This window comes from Pandoraea sp. NPDC090278 (assembly GCF_044772185.1).
Classification (GTDB): domain Bacteria; phylum Pseudomonadota; class Gammaproteobacteria; order Burkholderiales; family Burkholderiaceae; genus Pandoraea.
On sequence record NZ_JBIVYJ010000002.1, the window covers coordinates 650,750 to 667,006 of the forward strand.

Consider the following 16,257-nt stretch of genomic DNA (forward strand, 5'->3'; position numbering starts at 1 on the left):
CCCAACAAAGGCCGGATCGTTGACGTCGTCGACGCTTCGGAGGTTGAGGTTTGGAGTAGCTGTGTATTCAAAAACAAGGGGACAGAAGTGAAAGTGAAACACGCATTGGCCGCTGGCCTGCTGCTGGGTGCAGGCCTGGCGCACGCGCAAAGCAACGTGACGCTGTACGGGATCATCGATACCGGCATCGCCTATTACAACAATGCTGCCAATGGCGGCAGCTTCGTCGGCGAACCGACCCTCACGGGCAAGGTGCCGTCGCGCTTCGGTTTCAAGGGTGTCGAAGACCTGGGCGGCGGACTCAAGGCCGTCTTCACGTTGGAAAACGGCTTTCAGCCGGGCACCGGCGGTCTGAACTACGGCGGACGTCTGTTCGGTCGTCAGGCCAACGTGGGTCTGTCGAGTTCGTGGGGCACGGTGCTCATCGGCCGTCAGAACAACATGACGTTCTACGTGACGGGCAATGCGGACGTGATCGGACCGTCGATCTTCTCGCTCGCGAGTATCGACCCGTACATCGCCAACGCGCGTAGCGACAGCGCCATCGGGTACATGGGCAAGTTCTCCGGCGTGACCGTCGGTGCGACGTACAGCTTCGGGCGCGATGCATCGTCCGCAGGTGGTCCGTCGGCCACGAACTGCGCGGGTAACGTCGCGGGCAACTATCAGGCCTGTAAGCAATTCACGGGCTTGCTCGGTTACGACTACGAGAACTTCGGCATTTCGGCGTCGTACGACCAGATGCGCGGTAACACCGGTGCCGCCGCACCGCTGACCAGCTCGCAGTACACCGATTCGCACGCGGTCATCAACGCGTACTACAAGTGGTCGACGGGTCGCGTGGGCGGTGGCTGGATTCACCGTAACGTTAGCGCCGACGCTGCATCGCTGAGCTCGGACATCTACTTCATCGGCTTCACGTATCTGCCGACGATCACCTGGGCGTTCGACGCACAGGCCATCCGTTACCAACTGAAGAGCAAGGCCAACGCCACGATGCTCATCGGCCGCGGCACGTACTCGCTCTCGAAGCGTACGTCGCTGTATGGCATGGCGGGCTGGGTGGCGAACAGCCAGAAGGGCGCTGTGGCGATTGCTGCGGGCGGCTCGGTGGTCACCGGTGGTAACCAGTTCGGTACGATGCTGGGCATTCAGCACACGTTCTAAAGCCTGAGCTAGCTTCAAGCGCGGCACCGCGTAGCGAGCACGTGTGGGGCGTCCGGGGGGGCGAATCGCACGTGACGCGGTGCTGCGTCACTCCCTGTTGCGCGGCGGCGTCGTGGTGGCGTGCCGCGCATAACGAGCGAGTGATCCGGCAGACGTCGTGTGGCGTGACCGTGTGCAGCCGAACATTCCCGGAGCGGCACCATTGCGCATGATTTTCCTGCCCGGCCCGGGCTATGATGCCAAGCAGGCACTGGCGAGCGAGAAGCGAATCCCGGGCCGAGATTTTTTCCTCATGAATTCCGCCGTATGACGCAACCGATGGCCCCCTCCGTGACGCTAGCCGAAGGCCTTACCGCGAGCGCACGCCGTATTGCCGTGCCATCCATTCTGCTGGGCACCTTCCTCGGCAACCTCGATGCGTCGATTGCCAATGTGGCATTGCCGACCATTGCGCGCGATCTTGTCGCCGATCCCGCCTCGACAGTGTGGGTCGTCAACGCTTACCAACTGATTTTTGCGATGGCCGTGCTGCCGCTGGCGGCGTTGGGCGAGAAGCTCGGCTATCGGCGCGTGTTCCTGCTTGGCGTGGCGGGCTTCACGCTGGCATCGCTTGGCTGTGCGCTCGCCCCGTCGCTCTCGTGGCTTGTCGCGGCGCGTGTGGTGCAGGGACTCTGCGGTGCATGTATGTCGACTATCGTCCCTGCGTTGCTGCGCATGGTGTTTCCGCCGCACATGGGCGGACGCGCGATCTCGCTGCTGGCGCTGACCGTCGCGCTGTCGACGGCGGCCGGACCGAGCGTGGCGGCGGTCATTCTCACCCTGGGCGACTGGCGCTGGCTGTTCGCCATCAATCTGCCCATCGGGCTGATCGCGCTGGCCGCGTCGTACCGGTTCCTGCCACGCACGCCGGGGGCCGAGCGACGCATCGACGTGCCCGGCGCGTTGCTCAATGCCGCGACGCTCGCACTCATCATCATCGGACTCGGTCATGTCGGCGAGGCGGGACATCACGGGGTCGCCGCGTTGCAGATCGTGCTTGGACTCGTCGTGGCGGTCGTGCTTGTGCGGCATCAGCGTAGCCGTCAGACCCCCATGCTGCCGCTCGATCTGATGCGGGTGCCGGTGCTGGCGTTGTCGTCGCTGACGTCGGTTGCCTGTTATATGGCGCAGACGCTGGCCTACGTCGGCATGCCGTTTCTGTTGCAGCACACGTTCGCGCGCAGTGAAGCGGCGACGGGCCTGCTGATTACGCCGTGGCCGCTGGTGATCGTGTTCATCGCGCCGCTCGCGGGGCGGCTGTCGGATCGCTTCGACAGCGCGCGTATGAGTGCGCTGGGACTGGGCGTGTTCGCGGTGGGGCTGGCATCGCTGGCGTGGTTGCCTGCGGATGCAAGCGACTGGGGCATCGCCTGGCGGATGGTGATATGCGGGGTGGGCTTCGGCTTCTTCCAGACACCGAACAACCGCATCATCATGATGGGCGCGCCGCGCGAGCGCAGCGGCGCGGCAAGCGGGCTGATGACGATAGCCCGGACCGTCGGCATGACGCTCGGTGCGGCTGTGGTGGCGTTGCTGTTCGATCTTTATGGCGATCACGGCGCGCACGCGGCGATGGTGTGCGCGACGATACTCGCGGCGCTGGGCGGCGGCGTCAGCCTGCTGCGGGTCCGAGCGAAGGCGCGCGCGGGCTGACGGTATGGCGGATAGCGAGATAAGGCCGGCTGAGCCGATTTGTCAAAGTGGGCGTCGCGCGCTAGCATCTTGCCTTGCTGAGACCCCCGTCGCGTTCGCGACGATGGTCATGTTCACGTATCTCCTCGCAAAAATCTGCTATCCCCGTGTCTTCTTCTCACGTTCTGAGCCGGCGACGCCGGGCGAACCTCGCCCGTAGCGAGCACGGCACGCGCGGTCCGGTCTGGCTGTTCGATCTGGACAACACGCTACATCGCGCGTCTCACGCGATCTTTCCGCGCATCAACCGCGCGATGACCGCCTATATCGTCGAGAAGCTGGGTCTGCCGCATGACGAAGCGAACCTCTTGCGCTCGACGTACACCGAGCGCTACGGCGCGGTGCTGCTCGGGCTGATCCGGCATCACGCCATCGACCCGCACGAATTTCTCGCGCAAGTCCACGAACTGCCGCCGCTGGCCGAGGTGTTGCGCGCCGAGCGCGGCATCGCCCGTCTGATGGCCGGTCTGCCGGGACGCAAGATTCTGCTGACCAATGCACCGGCACATTACGCCATGCCGATTGTCGAGGCGTTGGGCATTGGCCGTCATTTCGAGCGGTTCGTGAGCATCGAAGACATGGCGGATCGCCGTGGCTGGCGCGCCAAACCCGACCCGACGATGCTGCGCCGTCTGCTCGTGCGCGAGGGGCTGACACCTTCGAACACCTGGCTTGTCGAGGACACACGCTCGCACCTGAAGCACCTGCGGCATTTCGGCATCAAGACGGTCTGGATCACGGGACATCTGCCGGTGAGAAACAGTCTTGGCAAGGTTATGGCGCGAAGTGGCCGCCCACACTTCGTAGATATCAAAGTACAATCTCTGCGCGAGTTAAGGGCGTACCTGGCGACCGGGGCAGGTGCCAGGCATGTGAGGGGCAAGTGACGGGCCGGTGAGGGCTCAGTCAGGTTCCCCCGCCAGCCCCTGGCCGCGCGACGATTACATAATCCCAACTGATAACGACCAGACGATGCAGCAGGAAAACTCTTCGAACGGCGCCGGTTTCGGCACCGCCGACGCGCTGGAGGCCATGCCCGCGCCCGCGCCGGTGAAGACCACCCGTCCCAAACCGGGCGAGCGCCGCGTGCAGGTGTTGCAGACCCTCGCGGCCATGCTTGAGACGCCCAAGGGCGAGAAGATCACGACGGCCGCCCTCGCGGCGCGTCTCGATGTCTCCGAGGCGGCGCTCTATCGCCACTTCGCGAGCAAGGCCCAGATGTTCGAAGGCCTGATCGAATTCATCGAGCAGACCATCTTCGGCCTGATCAACCAGATTTCCGCACAGGATCAGGATGGCGTGACGCAGGCGCGCGCCATCGTGCTGATGCTGCTCGGTTTCGCCGAGAAGAACCCCGGCATGACGCGCGTGCTGACCGGTGAAGCACTGGTCGGCGAGCACGAGCGTCTGCAGGAGCGCATGAACCAGTTGCTCGACCGCATCGAAGCGTCGTTGCGTCAGGTGCTGCGTCTGGCGGCTGCACAAGGCACGCTGCCGGAGACGTTCGACGCGAACTCGCGCGCCAACCTGCTCGTCTCGTACGTGCTGGGTCGCTGGCACCGTTTCGCCAAGAGCGGCTTCAAGCGCTCGCCCGCCGAAGGCGCCGAGCCGCAAGTGGCTGCACTGCTGCGCTAATACCGGCGGCAGTGGCTCGTCTGCGCCGAGTGCGCAGATTACGTTATACTTTTGCAACGCGTGACAGGGCTGACGACACATCGTCCGGCCTTGTTGCGATGACTGGCGCGCCGATTTGGTGACTCGCTTGCGGGCGCGCGAATGACTCTGACGGAGGATCTCCAGGATCTTCGGCTTGAGACATTCTATAAAAATGCGGCTAAAGAGGTCGTTCGCGCACCCCGCCGTTTTTCCGTCGACCCCTTTTCCCGCACAGAACGCTTTAGGGTCTGTTCACCCTAATTCCGAGCTCGGAATTAGGGTGAACAGACCCTGTCGTCCGTCGATTCATATTGACGATGACGCTGACCCCGGCATGTTTCGGACAGGGATTTATGGAATCTTCAATCGGAATCGTCACGCCGCAGCGGATGCATTTCGCTGAGCCGCTGGCACTGCAAAACGGCAGCACTCTCGCGGGCTACGACCTGATGGTCGAGACCTATGGCGAGCTCAATGCCAATCGCAGCAATGCCGTGCTGGTGTGTCACGCGCTCAATGCGTCGCATCACGTGGCGGGCATCGCCGCCGACAACCCCAAGGACATCGGCTGGTGGGACAACATGGTCGGTCCGGGCAAGCCGCTCGATACCAATCGTTTCTTCGTCATCGGCGTGAACAATCTCGGCTCGTGCTTCGGCTCGACCGGGCCGATGAGCCTGGACGAAGCCACCGGCACGCCGTACGGCGCGCGCTTTCCTGTCGTGACGGTCGAAGACTGGGTCAATGCGCAGGCCCGCGTGGCCGACGCCTTCGGCATCCGCAAGTTCGCCGCCGTGATGGGCGGCAGTCTGGGCGGCATGCAGGCGCTGGCGTGGAGCATCATGTACCCCGATCGCGTGGGGCACTGTCTGGTGATTGCGTCCACGCCCAAGCTCTCGGCACAGAACATCGCCTTCAACGAGGTCGCACGCTCGGCCATCCTCTCCGATCCCGATTTCCACGGCGGCGACTACTACGCGCATGGTGTGGTGCCGCGTCGTGGCTTGCGCGTGGCGCGCATGATCGGGCACATCACCTATTTGTCCGACGAGGACATGGCGACCAAATTCGGCCGCGCGCTGCGACGCGCCGAAGCGCTGGTCGACGAAGTGAAGGACGGCAGCAGCAACGGCGGCGGCAATGGCAATGGCAATGGCAAGGACGACGGCTACCGCTTCAGCTTCGACGTGGAGTTCGAAGTGGAGTCGTACCTGCGCTATCAGGGCGACAAGTTCGCCGAGTACTTCGACGCCAACACCTACCTGCTGATCACGCGCGCGCTCGATTACTTTGACCCTGCGCGCACGGTCGGTGGCGATCTGGCGAAGGCGTTGTCGCACACGTCAGCCAAGTATCTGATCGTGTCGTTCGCGACCGACTGGCGTTTCGCCCCGGCGCGTTCGCGCGAGATCGTCAAGGCGCTGCTCGACACGCGCCGCACGGTGAGCTACGCCGAGATCGACGCCCCGCACGGTCACGACGCCTTCCTGCTCACCGACGCGCGCTATCACAATCTGGTGCGCGCTTACTACGAACGTATCGCTCAGGAGGTCGGCGTATGAGCCAGTCCACCGCACCGACCCACAGTGCGCAGGCCGCGCAACTGGCGGCGTCGCGTCATCGCATTTCGGCCTCGCTCGCGGATCGCCCCGACTTTCGCGTCATCGCGCGATGGATCGAGCCGTCCTCGCAAGTGCTGGATCTCGGTTGTAGCGACGGATCGTTGCTGCGTCTGCTGACCGACGAACTCGACGTGAGCGGCTACGGTATCGAGATCGACGACGCGGGCGTGCTCGCGTCCGCGCAGCGTGGCATCAACGTCATTCAGCAGAACATGGAAGACGGCCTGAAGCTGTTCGAGGATCAGAGCTTCGATACCGTCATTCTGTCGCAGACGTTGCAGACCATTCACCGCACGGCGGACATTCTGCGCGAGACGGTGCGTGTGGGACGCGAAGCGATCGTGTCGTTCCCGAACTTCGGCTACTGGCCGCACCGGCTGTCGGTGTTGCAGGGACGCATGCCGGTGTCGAAGAGCCTGCCGTTCCAGTGGCACAACACGCCGAACGTGCGTGTGCTGACGATCAAGGACTTCGAAGCCCTGGCGCCGGACGTCGGTGTGAAGATTCTGGATCGCGCAGTCCTGCACAATGGGCGACTGGTCTCGGTGGGGGCGAACTGGCGTGGTAGTCTTGCGGTCTATCGCGTCAAGCGTTCCTGAACCGACGGCAGCTTGCGGGGCAGCGTAGCGCCGGACCCCGCGTAGCAATAGACGTTGGGGGCCGGGCGCCGTGCATCGCAGGCGGCTGGCCCCAATTGTCCTTTCCATGACCGATTCGCTGCGGCCCGACGACGGGCGCGTCTTCCACCCCACGCGGATGCTCATCTGCGTGATTCTCGGTTTTACCTCCGGCTTGCCGCTCTTCATCCTGCTCAATCTGGTGCAGGCATGGTTGCGCAGCGAGCACGTGGATCTCAAGTCGATCGGTCTGTTCGCGCTGATCCAGTTCCCCTACACGTGGAAGTTTCTGTGGGCACCGCTCATGGACCGCTTCGCGCCCAATTTTCTCGGATGGAAGCCGGGGCGTCGTCGCGGGTGGATGTTCGTCACGCAACTGCTGGTGGCGGGCGCGGTCGCGATCATGGGGACGTATTCGCCGCAGCGCGATCTGATGACGATTGCCGCGTTGGCGGCGGCGCTCGCGTTCTTCAGCGCGAGTCTGGACATTTGTCTGGATGCCTACCGACGCGAGTTGCTGTCCGATCGCGAGCAGGGACTGGGCACGGCGATGCACGTGAACGCGTACAAGGTGGCGGGTCTGGTGCCGGGATCGCTGGCGCTGATCATGGCCGACCATCTGCCGTGGTCGCAGGTGTTCTTCGCGACGGCGGCGTTCATGCTGCCGGGCATCGTGATGACGCTGGTGGTGAAGGAGCCGGAGATTCGCGGCACGCCACCGAAGACGTTGCGCGAGGCGGTCGTGGAGCCGTTCCACGAGTTCGTGACGCGCGGCGGGTGGTCGCAGGCATTGCTCGTGCTGGCGTTTATCTTTCTGTACAAGCTGGGCGACTCGATGGCGACGTCGCTGGCCACGTCGTTCTATCTGGATCTGGGCTTCACGAAGACGCAGATCGGCGTGGTGGCGAAGGCGACGAGTCTGTGGGCGAGCGTGGCGGGCGGCATCATCGGCGGGATCTGGCTGATCAAGCTGGGCATCAACCGCGGGCTGTGGGTGTTCGGCGTGCTGCAACTCGTGTCGGTGCTGGGCTTCGCGTGGCTGGCCGAGGCCGGTGCGGTGGTGGCGGGGCTGGGCGCGGTGATCGCGTTCGAGGCGTTCACGGCGGGGCTGGGAACGGCGGCGTTCACCGCTTACATCGCGCGCACGACGGACCCGCGTTACACGGCGACGCAGTTCGCGCTATTCACGAGTCTGGCATCGGTGCCGCGCACGTTCGCGAACGCGGGGACGGGCTACATCGTGGACGGTGTCGGCTGGCTGACCTTCTTCCTCATCTGTACGGTACTGGCCGTTCCGGGCATGCTGCTTCTGCCCAAAGTCGCTCCGTGGGGGGCCGACGACGACAACAGCGACGGAGAACTCGCGCAGAGCGGCGCACGCTGATCGGCGCCGGTCCCATGTGCCTCGTCAGGCACCCTTGAAGCGCACCTTCTGGCGCTCGACGACCTGCGTGGCGAAGTCGGCGTCCTCCGGAATCGGCTCCCAGAAGAAGTCCCACTGAAAGAACGGCAGGAAGTTGAATTTGCGCGACCGGAAGATACCCCGGTTGCGCTTGAATTCGCTGTAGCGATCTCCCTTGAACGCCCGGTTCACCGTTGTGAACGGCAGCAGACGCTCGGCGATGTCGGGAAAATCCAGATTCGGATGCGTCTGGCCGAAGCGCTCCATCGCGTCGAACTGGTCGGCGCAGATGATCTGGATGGCCGTTTCCGGCATGCCGTAGCGCTGTGCCCACGCCACGTGCCAGCCGTCGCGCGTCTCGTTGATGTAGTCCGCGAACCGTCCGGTGATGGTGAAGGCATCGGATTCGATGTGCACGATCTTCTCGGCCCCGATAGCGCGGGCAATGGTGAGCGAGTGCAGGAAGCTGCGCCACCAGCCGGGATAGGCACTCATGCTTTGCCGCCCCAGATTGTTCTCGAAATGCGCAATGCAATGCGGGCTGTCGCTTGCAGCGAAATCGCCGTGGGCCGGTAGCGTCGGAATGATGTCGGCGGCCGGGAGATGCGGCGAGCCGTCGTCGATCATCACGAGCTTGTCGGCGTGGATCGGGCCGTCGCGATAGAAATCCAGCCAGCGTTGGTAACGTGATTGCCACGCCTCAGCGTCACGGATATAGCTGGTACAGAAGAGAAGAGCCTTCATGGGGGAACACTTCGCCGTCCGATGACCGGGCGGCCGATGACTGCAGTTTTCGATGGGGATTTTTGCCGGGGCGCACACGCATGGCGCCGCCCCGGATGCCGTCTTAGAGCGCGTGATCGTAGTCTACGATCAGCGGGGCATGGTCGCTGAATTTGATGTCGCGGAAGACAGAAGTCGTCTTCGCCTTGCCAGCGATGCCCGGCGTGGCGATCTGGTAGTCGATGCGCCAACCGACGTTCTTCGCATACGCCTGCCCGCGATTGCTCCACCACGTGTACTGCTCCGGACGCTGATCCAGCGTGCGGAAGACATCCACGTAGCCGTGGTCGTCGAACAACTGCGTGAGCCACGCGCGCTCTTCCGGCAGGAAGCCTGAGTTCTTCAGGTTGCCCTTCCAGTTCTTGATGTCGATTTCCTTGTGCGCGATGTTCACGTCGCCGCACAGCACGACTTCGCGTCCCTCGGCCTTGAGCGCCAGCAGGTGCGGCATGAAGTCGGCCATGAAACGGAACTTGGCCGCCTGACGCTCCTCGCCGCTCGACCCCGACGGGATGTACACCGAGATCACCGACAGCTTGCCGTAACGGACTTCGACATAACGACCCTCGGCGTCGAACTCGGTGTTGTTCCAGCCGATGACGATGTCGTCGGGCTCGCGTCGCACGTACACACCGGCGCCGCTGTAACCCTTCTTCTCCGCGTAGTGGAAGTAGCCCTGATAGTCGTGCGGCTTGAGGAAGTCCGGCGTCATGTCCGGCAACTGGGCCTTGATTTCCTGAACGCAGAGGATGTCGGCGTCCTGATTGCCGAACCACTCGAAAAAGCCCTTCTTGGAGGCGGATCGCACGCCGTTCAAATTCGCGGTAATGATGCGCATGAGTTTCGATGTGTCGCGCCGCTCTCGCGCCCGTGGAACGCGATGCAACGGCAAAAGGGGGAAATTTGTCAGCGGCAAGGATACCGCAATCTCGTTGGCGAGCTTACTTGCGCCGCGCCCCGCCCGCGATGGCCGCTTTGGCCTCCCCGTCGCCACCCGGCCCGAGGATGTCGCGCGCCAACGCGAGCCAGCGTCGCGCCGCATGAGACAGATACGAGTCGCGTCGCCACGCCATCGCCAGATCCCACGGAATTTCCGGATCGCGCACGTCCGTCATCACGAAACGCTTCGGGTCCAGCCGCGCGCAAAACGGTTCCGGCAGCAGCGCAATGCCCACGCCGTTATCCACCATCGACGCGATGAAGTCCCACTGACTTGAGCGTCCTGCAATCTTCGGCGTGAAGCCCGCGCGCTGACACGCTGCGATCACCAGTTCCGACAAGGCAAACCCTTCGCCGTAGAAGACGAAGGGCTCGTCACGCAATTCACCGAGGCCGACGGAGGCGCGGCCCTCCCAGCGCGATTCCCGGGGCGCGATCAGTCGCAACTGGTAATGGCAGACGGGCAGCACGTCCAGCACGGTCGGGTCGATGGGCAGCAGCACCGCGCCCAACTCGATCTCGCCCGCCAGCAACGCCTGCTCGATGGCCCGCGAGCCGGTCTCGAACAACTTCATCTCGATATCCGGGTAGTGCTGATGGAACGCACCGATCACCGGGATGAACAGGTCGCCGCCCAACGGCGGGATGCCGATCGACAGCTCGCCGCGCGACACCGTCTCCAGATCCGCCAGCTCCTGTTGCAGACGGGCATGAGCGGCGAGCACGTCCTGACCGCGTTCGAAGACGACGCGTCCCGCGTCGGTCAGTTGAAGTCGGCGACCCATGCCGCGCTCCTCGCGCAACATGAGCGGGGTGCCCAGTTCGTCTTCCAGCGCCTTGACCATTTTGCTCACCGTCGGCTGGGTGACGAACAACGCTTCGGCCGCCGCCGTGAAGCTTTGCTGTCGCACAACCTCCACAAATCCTCGCAACGCACGCAGTTCCATTTTGGTTCTCTCGTCTGCACCTTGATGGTGCAATTTGGCGGAAAGCCCCGTTCCGTAAGGCTCCCCTATGCACTATTAGGGTTAATACTTAAATTATTCCAATTTGGAATCGTTTTGATACGACTAATTCATTATATTTATGTTGCGCTGCTTCCTATACTGCTTCCCATATCCAGGAAAACCCTTAGGGAGTCAGCCATGACCAAGATGATCGCTAGCCGTCTGTACAGCCGTAGCAAGGGCGTCGTTGGCGTGCTTTGGCAAATCGCGCTCCTGACGGGGATCTATCTGGCGGCCGATGCTGCGTCGCGTCATTTTCATCTGCCCCTGCCGGGCGGCGTGCTGGGCCTGCTCGTCGTCGTCGCGCTGCTCATGAGCGGCGTGCTGAAGACGGAGAAGATCAAGCGTGGCGCGGACTGGTTTCTGGCCGAGATGATCCTCTTTTTCGTGCCGCTGGTCGCCGCGGTCATGCAATACACCGATCTGCTGCGTCAGGAAGGCCTGCAACTGCTGGCCGTGATCGGCGTCGGCACCACGCTCGTGATGGTCTCCACCGCGCTGGCCGTCGACTTCGCCTGCCGCGCCGAGCGCCGTCTGAAGCTGGCGTTCGCCCGTATTCCGGCCCGCCGTGCGCATACGCACGATGGTCGCTGATGTATTACGCACCCGACGCCGTTCGCGCCGCTATTCAAGCTGACCGCACTCGCAGGGAATTGTCATGAATCATACGGCGCTCCTGCTGCTCGTTCTCACCGTCTTCTTCTATTACGTGTCGAAGCGCCTTTATGCGCGCTTCGGCAAGGTATGGCTCGGCCCGGCGATTCTCGCGCCGATCCTCGTCATCGGCGTGATGATCGGCGGCGATATTTCGTATACGACGTACATCGCCGATTCCCGCTGGCTCGTGTGGCTGCTGGGGCCGACGACCATCGCGTTTGCGGTGCCGATTTACGAGCATCGCGACATCATCCGCCGCCATGCCTTTGCGCTGACGTTCGGCGTGCTGGTCGCCATGGTCGTGGCCGTCGGTAGTTCGTATGTCCTCGCGCGGCTGTTCGAATTGCCGCCGGAAATGGCGCGCAGTCTGCTTGCACGGTCGATCTCGACGCCGTTCGCGCTCGTCGTGTCGGATCAGGTCGGCGGTTCGCGCGATCTGGTCGGCCTCTTCGTCATCATCACCGGCCTGATCGGCATGTTGCTGGGCGAGGCGCTGCTGTCGTGGCTGCCGCTGCGTACCCGGATGGCGCGCGGTGCCCCGTTCGGCGCGGGCGCGCACGGCTTCGGCACGGCCAAGGCCCGCCAGATCGGTGGTGAGGAGGGCGTTGTCGCCAGCCTCGTCATGATGATCAACGGCGTACTCATGGTGCTCGCCGCCCCGCTGATCGCCCATCTACCCGTCTGATAAAAATAACCCTTCGGACGTCGCTCCTGCCGTAACTTCGCGCATCAGTTTTGCTACAATGCCGGGGTCTTGAGGAGCGTTGCGACAGCCGAAGTGCTGCCAGGCTCAAGATCCTTCCTATTGGCCCCGCCGGCCGCCGGATTACCCCCCGGATCGTTGGCGCGTGGGCCCCGAGAACGGCGCTCACGTCCCAACTATCTAGACTTTAGAGAAAAGGAGGCGTGATGAACGCCGTAGTCGATTCGAAATTCTCCGATTTCCTCGTTGCCGATATCAATCTGGCGGCTTGGGGCCGTAAAGAGCTGACCATTGCCGAGAGCGAAATGCCCGGTCTGATGGCCACTCGTGCCGAATTCAAGAACAGCCAGCCGCTCAAGGGCGCGCGTATTGCTGGCTCGCTGCACATGACCATCCAGACGGGCGTGCTCATCGAGACGCTGACCGCGCTGGGCGCCGAAGTCCGCTGGGCCTCGTGCAACATCTTCTCGACGCAAGACCACGCTGCTGCTGCCATCGCTGCCGCAGGCGTTCCGGTGTTCGCGTTCAAGGGCGAGTCGCTCGACGAGTACTGGGACTACTGCCACCGCATCTTCGAATGGCCGAACGGCGAGTTCGCCAACATGATTCTCGACGACGGCGGCGACGCCACCCTGCTGCTGATTCTGGGCAGCAAGGCCGAGAAGGATCTGTCGGTCGTCGGCAATCCGACCAACGAAGAAGAAGTCGCCCTGTACGCATCGATCAAGCAACACATCGCCATCGATCCGCAGTGGTACAGCAAGCGCCTGTCGCAGATCAAGGGCGTGACCGAAGAGACGACCACCGGTGTGCACCGTCTGTACCAGATGGAAAAGGACGGCACGCTGCCGTTCCCGGCCATCAACGTAAACGACTCGGTCACCAAGTCGAAGTTCGACAACCTGTACGGCTGCCGTGAGTCGCTGGTCGACGGTATCAAGCGCGCCACCGATGTGATGATCGCGGGCAAGATCGCCCTCGTGGCCGGTTACGGCGACGTGGGCAAGGGCTGCGCACAAAGCCTGCGCGGTCTGGGCGCGACGGTGTGGGTCACGGAAATCGATCCGATCTGCGCACTGCAAGCCGCCATGGAAGGCTACCGTGTCGTGACGATGGAATACGCGGCCGACAAGGCCGACATCTTCGTGACGGCGACGGGCAACTTCCACGTGATCGATCACGACCATATGGCCGCGATGAAGCATCAGGCCATCGTCTGCAACATCGGTCACTTCGACTCGGAAATCAACGTGGCGTCGACCCGCAAGTACGAGTGGGAAAACATCAAGCCGCAAGTCGATCACATCATCTTCCCGGACGGCAAGCGCATCATCCTGCTGGCTGAAGGCCGCCTCGTAAACCTCGGCTGCGCCACGGGCCACCCGTCGTTCGTGATGAGCAACTCGTTCACGAACCAGACGCTCGCCCAGATCGAACTGTTCGTGCACGGTGCCAAGTACAAGAACAGCGTGTACGTGCTGCCGAAGCATCTGGACGAGAAGGTTGCGCGCCTGCACCTGGGCCGCATCGGTGCCGAGCTGACTGTGCTGAGCGACGATCAGGCGAAGTACATCAGCGTCGACAAGAACGGTCCGTTCAAGCCGTCGCACTACCGTTATTGATCGGTTGACGTTGCCGCGCGGGTCGTCGGCACGCTGCATGGAGGAATGCGACGTACCGACCAGGCGCGGTAACGCGTGGTGAAGCCACGGCGGTGCGATGGCGTCAGTTGCCGTTGCGTCCACCGGGGCTTGCTGGACTCGAATTTCCCACCGCCGGTGCGGGTATGACTGCCGTGCACCGGCAAGTTTTACGGAGCTTGCCATGCGTCTGCTGCTGATTTGGCTCATCAATGCCATCGCGCTTCTCGTTTTGCCGTACATCGTGTCGGGCGTTCAGCTCAAGGGCATCGGCACGGCGCTGATCGTCGCGGTCGTGCTTGGCCTGATCAACGCGTTCCTGCGCCCGCTGCTCGTCGTGCTCACGCTGCCGGTCACGGTGGTGACGCTGGGCCTGTTCATCTTCGTCATCAACGCACTGTTGTTCTGGCTCGCGTCACACGTGGTCAAGGGCTTCGAAGTCTCCGGCTTCTGGGCGGCGCTCTTCGGCTCGCTGCTGTACAGCCTGATTTCGTGGATTCTCTCGGCGCTGGTGTTCGGCGATCGCGTCTCCAACGTGTAAGTGTCGACGGCCTTCCGTCGACGGTTCTTTGCAGGAAATTCGTAGTTATGTCGCAAGCTCTTCGTGCCGATCAGGCCCTCGTCTCTCGAGGGCTGGCGGCGTCGCGCACTGTCGCTCAACGTCTGATCGATGCCGGACGCGTGTATTACACCGGCACCGAGACGGCGGTCAAAAAAGCCAGTCAGCCGGTGGCGAGCGACGAAGAACTGGAAGTGCGTGCGGCGGCCGACGGATTGCCGGACGAAGACCGTTACGTGTCGCGCGGCGGCCTCAAGCTGGCCGGCGCACTGACCGCGACGGGGCTCGACGCGACGGACCGCGTGGTGCTCGACGTCGGCCTGTCGACCGGTGGCTTCGCGGACTGCCTCTTGCAGGCGGGCGCGGCGCAGATCGTCGGCGTCGACGTGGGGCATGGACAACTGCATCCGCGTTTGATGGGCGAGCCACGGCTCGCGTCGCTCGAAGGGATCAATGCGCGGCATCTGTCGCGCGAGATGCTCGATGAGCGTTTGACGGAAGTCGTATCGGATGGCGGGCTGGATGCTGTACCCGAGGCAGGTTTCGATCTGATCGTGGGCGACGTGTCGTTCATCTCGCTCACGCTGGTGCTGCCCGCTGTGGCGCCGTTGCTTGCGCCGGGTGGCGACCTGCTGTTGCTGGTGAAGCCGCAATTCGAAGTAGGACGGGAGCACATCGCACGCGGTGGCCTCGTGAAGGACACCGCGCAGTACGCGCAAGTGGAGACAAAAATCCGCACCGCCTGTGAAGCGCTCGGACTGACGGTGGCCGCGTGGCTCGACAGTCCCATCGCGGGAGGCGACGGCAACCGGGAGTTCTTCGTGCACGCCAGACGCGCGGCATGAACGGCTCCGACGATAACAAGACGATCATGACGCAACCATCCTTCAGTTTCGAATTCTTCCCGCCCAAGACCGCCGACGGCGCGGAGAAGCTGCGCGCGACGCGTCAGCAACTGTTCCCGCTCGGCCCGAAGTTCGTCTCCGTGACGTTCGGCGCGGGCGGCTCGACCCAGCAGGGCACGCTCGACACCGTCATCGAAATCCAGCGCGAAGGCGTGGACGCCGCACCGCACTTGTCGTGCGTCGGCTCGACCCGCGACAACATCCGCGACATCCTCACGACGTACCGCGATCACGGCATCCGTCACATCGTGGCGCTGCGTGGCGACTTGCCGTCGGGCATGGGCGAGATCGGCGAGTTTCGCTATGCGTCCGAGCTGGTCGAGTTCATTCGCGCCGAGACGGGCGACTGGTTCCACATCGAAGTTGCGGCTTACCCTGAATATCATCCGCAGGCGAAATCGCCGCGCCACGATCTCGAACACTTCGCCAACAAGGTGAAGGCGGGCGCGAACGCGGCCATCACCCAGTACTTCTTCAATGCGGACGCTTACTTCCGCTTTGTCGACGACGCCGCCCGCCTCGGCGTGGACGTGCCGATCGTGCCGGGCATCATGCCGATCACGAACTACTCGCAGATGATGCGGTTCTCGGAAATGTGCGGCGCAGAAGTGCCGCGCTGGGTCGCCAAGCGTCTGGAAGGCTTCGGCGACGACCGCGAAGCCATCCGCGCCTTCGGTCTCGACGTGGTGTCCGCCCTGTGTGAGCGGCTGCTCAAGGAAGGCGCGCCGGGCCTGCACTTCTACACGCTCAATGCGGCGGCAGCGACCAAAGCCATGTGGCAGCGGCTCGACCTGTAAGGCGCGGCCGGGCGGGGGCGCGCGCAATCTTTTCTGCCCGATGAGCGCTCAGGAAGTCAATCCTAATCAAAA

Annotated in this window: 16 protein-coding genes and 1 riboswitch; of the genes, 13 read left to right on the forward strand and 3 right to left on the reverse strand. The window is 63.4% G+C overall.

Annotation, left to right across the window (positions count from 1 at the left end):
* Nucleotides 1-87: 87 nt before the first annotated feature.
* From ACIQWO_RS11240 to ACIQWO_RS11270, 7 genes are all read left to right on the forward strand, one after another.
* Nucleotides 88-1,167 (forward strand): porin, encoded by a 1,080-nt coding sequence (locus ACIQWO_RS11240; protein WP_402823296.1) that lies wholly within the window; start codon nt 88-90, stop codon nt 1,165-1,167.
* A 306-nt stretch (nt 1,168-1,473) separates the two neighbouring features.
* Nucleotides 1,474-2,859, forward strand: a complete 1,386-nt coding sequence (locus ACIQWO_RS11245; RefSeq protein ID WP_402823299.1) for an MFS transporter — start codon at nt 1,474-1,476, stop codon at nt 2,857-2,859.
* A gap of 146 nt (nt 2,860-3,005) precedes the next feature.
* Entirely contained in the window at nt 3,006-3,785 is a 780-nt protein-coding gene (locus ACIQWO_RS11250) for an HAD-IA family hydrolase (protein WP_402823302.1), read from the forward strand.
* Between the two features lie 85 nt (nt 3,786-3,870).
* On the forward strand, nt 3,871-4,533 hold the full coding sequence (gene slmA, locus ACIQWO_RS11255) for a nucleoid occlusion factor SlmA (RefSeq protein ID WP_039394856.1): 663 nt from the start codon (nt 3,871-3,873) through the stop codon (nt 4,531-4,533).
* A gap of 338 nt (nt 4,534-4,871) precedes the next feature.
* Nucleotides 4,872-6,116 (forward strand): homoserine O-acetyltransferase, encoded by a 1,245-nt coding sequence (locus ACIQWO_RS11260; protein WP_402823306.1) that lies wholly within the window; start codon nt 4,872-4,874, stop codon nt 6,114-6,116.
* Complete coding sequence (gene metW / locus ACIQWO_RS11265; protein ID WP_402823309.1) at nt 6,113-6,775, forward strand: methionine biosynthesis protein MetW; 663 nt, start codon at nt 6,113-6,115, stop codon at nt 6,773-6,775. Before ACIQWO_RS11260 ends, metW begins: the two co-directional genes overlap by 4 nt.
* 106 nt (nt 6,776-6,881) lie before the next feature.
* Nucleotides 6,882-8,177: an AmpG family muropeptide MFS transporter gene (locus ACIQWO_RS11270; RefSeq protein ID WP_402823312.1), complete on the forward strand. Its 1,296-nt coding sequence runs from the start codon at nt 6,882-6,884 to the stop codon at nt 8,175-8,177.
* A 24-nt stretch (nt 8,178-8,201) separates the two neighbouring features.
* Here ACIQWO_RS11270 and ACIQWO_RS11275 read toward each other — a convergent pair whose 3' ends face one another.
* The 3 genes from ACIQWO_RS11275 to ACIQWO_RS11285 all read right to left on the reverse strand — a co-directional run bounded on the left by ACIQWO_RS11275 (nt 8,202) and on the right by ACIQWO_RS11285 (nt 10,864).
* Nucleotides 8,202-8,939: a hypothetical protein gene (locus tag ACIQWO_RS11275; RefSeq protein ID WP_402823315.1), complete on the reverse strand. Its 738-nt coding sequence runs from the start codon at nt 8,937-8,939 to the stop codon at nt 8,202-8,204.
* 103 nt (nt 8,940-9,042) lie between these two features.
* Nucleotides 9,043-9,816: an exodeoxyribonuclease III gene (locus tag ACIQWO_RS11280; protein ID WP_402823318.1), complete on the reverse strand. Its 774-nt coding sequence runs from the start codon at nt 9,814-9,816 to the stop codon at nt 9,043-9,045.
* A gap of 103 nt (nt 9,817-9,919) precedes the next feature.
* Nucleotides 9,920-10,864 (reverse strand): LysR family transcriptional regulator, encoded by a 945-nt coding sequence (locus tag ACIQWO_RS11285; RefSeq protein ID WP_257959058.1) that lies wholly within the window; start codon nt 10,862-10,864, stop codon nt 9,920-9,922.
* Between the two features lie 198 nt (nt 10,865-11,062).
* Here ACIQWO_RS11285 and ACIQWO_RS11290 point away from each other — a divergent pair, with 198 nt between their 5' ends.
* The 6 genes from ACIQWO_RS11290 to metF all read left to right on the forward strand — a co-directional run bounded on the left by ACIQWO_RS11290 (nt 11,063) and on the right by metF (nt 16,185).
* Complete coding sequence (locus tag ACIQWO_RS11290; protein ID WP_402823323.1) at nt 11,063-11,518, forward strand: CidA/LrgA family protein; 456 nt, start codon at nt 11,063-11,065, stop codon at nt 11,516-11,518.
* A 64-nt stretch (nt 11,519-11,582) separates the two neighbouring features.
* The gene (locus ACIQWO_RS11295; RefSeq protein WP_052252431.1) at nt 11,583-12,266 is read left to right on the forward strand and encodes an LrgB family protein; all 684 of its coding nucleotides are present in this window, start codon (nt 11,583-11,585) and stop codon (nt 12,264-12,266) included.
* Between the two features lie 65 nt (nt 12,267-12,331).
* Nucleotides 12,332-12,458: riboswitch (S-adenosyl-L-homocysteine riboswitch) on the forward strand.
* 32 nt (nt 12,459-12,490) lie between these two features.
* Nucleotides 12,491-13,906, forward strand: coding sequence for an adenosylhomocysteinase (gene ahcY, locus ACIQWO_RS11300; protein WP_402823328.1), 1,416 nt, complete (start codon nt 12,491-12,493; stop codon nt 13,904-13,906).
* A 202-nt stretch (nt 13,907-14,108) separates the two neighbouring features.
* Nucleotides 14,109-14,465 carry a phage holin family protein gene (locus ACIQWO_RS11305; RefSeq protein ID WP_039394882.1) on the forward strand — a complete coding sequence of 119 codons (357 nt, stop codon included), beginning with the start codon at nt 14,109-14,111 and terminating at the stop codon, nt 14,463-14,465.
* 47 nt (nt 14,466-14,512) lie between these two features.
* Nucleotides 14,513-15,328 carry a TlyA family RNA methyltransferase gene (locus ACIQWO_RS11310; RefSeq protein ID WP_402823332.1) on the forward strand — a complete coding sequence of 272 codons (816 nt, stop codon included), beginning with the start codon at nt 14,513-14,515 and terminating at the stop codon, nt 15,326-15,328.
* Between the two features lie 26 nt (nt 15,329-15,354).
* Nucleotides 15,355-16,185, forward strand: coding sequence for a methylenetetrahydrofolate reductase [NAD(P)H] (gene metF / locus ACIQWO_RS11315; protein ID WP_402823337.1), 831 nt, complete (start codon nt 15,355-15,357; stop codon nt 16,183-16,185).
* Nucleotides 16,186-16,257 lie beyond the last annotated feature (72 nt).

Bases quoted from the DNA above. Each gene is read 5' to 3' on its own strand.
- ACIQWO_RS11245 (WP_402823299.1), top strand. From the start codon at position 1,474: ATGACGCAACCGATGGCCCCCTCCGTGACGCTAGCCGAAGGCCTTACC.
- slmA (WP_039394856.1), top strand. From the start codon at position 3,871: ATGCAGCAGGAAAACTCTTCGAACGGCGCCGGTTTCGGCACCGCCGAC.
- ACIQWO_RS11260 (WP_402823306.1), top strand. From the start codon at position 4,872: ATGACGCTGACCCCGGCATGTTTCGGACAGGGATTTATGGAATCTTCA.
- metW (WP_402823309.1), top strand. From the start codon at position 6,113: ATGAGCCAGTCCACCGCACCGACCCACAGTGCGCAGGCCGCGCAACTG.
- ACIQWO_RS11270 (WP_402823312.1), top strand. From the start codon at position 6,882: ATGACCGATTCGCTGCGGCCCGACGACGGGCGCGTCTTCCACCCCACG.
- ACIQWO_RS11275 (WP_402823315.1), bottom strand. From the start codon at position 8,939: ATGAAGGCTCTTCTCTTCTGTACCAGCTATATCCGTGACGCTGAGGCG.
- ACIQWO_RS11280 (WP_402823318.1), bottom strand. From the start codon at position 9,816: ATGCGCATCATTACCGCGAATTTGAACGGCGTGCGATCCGCCTCCAAG.
- ACIQWO_RS11285 (WP_257959058.1), bottom strand. From the start codon at position 10,864: ATGGAACTGCGTGCGTTGCGAGGATTTGTGGAGGTTGTGCGACAGCAA.
- ACIQWO_RS11290 (WP_402823323.1), top strand. From the start codon at position 11,063: ATGACCAAGATGATCGCTAGCCGTCTGTACAGCCGTAGCAAGGGCGTC.
- ACIQWO_RS11295 (WP_052252431.1), top strand. From the start codon at position 11,583: ATGAATCATACGGCGCTCCTGCTGCTCGTTCTCACCGTCTTCTTCTAT.
- ahcY (WP_402823328.1), top strand. From the start codon at position 12,491: ATGAACGCCGTAGTCGATTCGAAATTCTCCGATTTCCTCGTTGCCGAT.
- ACIQWO_RS11305 (WP_039394882.1), top strand. From the start codon at position 14,109: ATGCGTCTGCTGCTGATTTGGCTCATCAATGCCATCGCGCTTCTCGTT.
- ACIQWO_RS11310 (WP_402823332.1), top strand. From the start codon at position 14,513: ATGTCGCAAGCTCTTCGTGCCGATCAGGCCCTCGTCTCTCGAGGGCTG.
- metF (WP_402823337.1), top strand. From the start codon at position 15,355: ATGACGCAACCATCCTTCAGTTTCGAATTCTTCCCGCCCAAGACCGCC.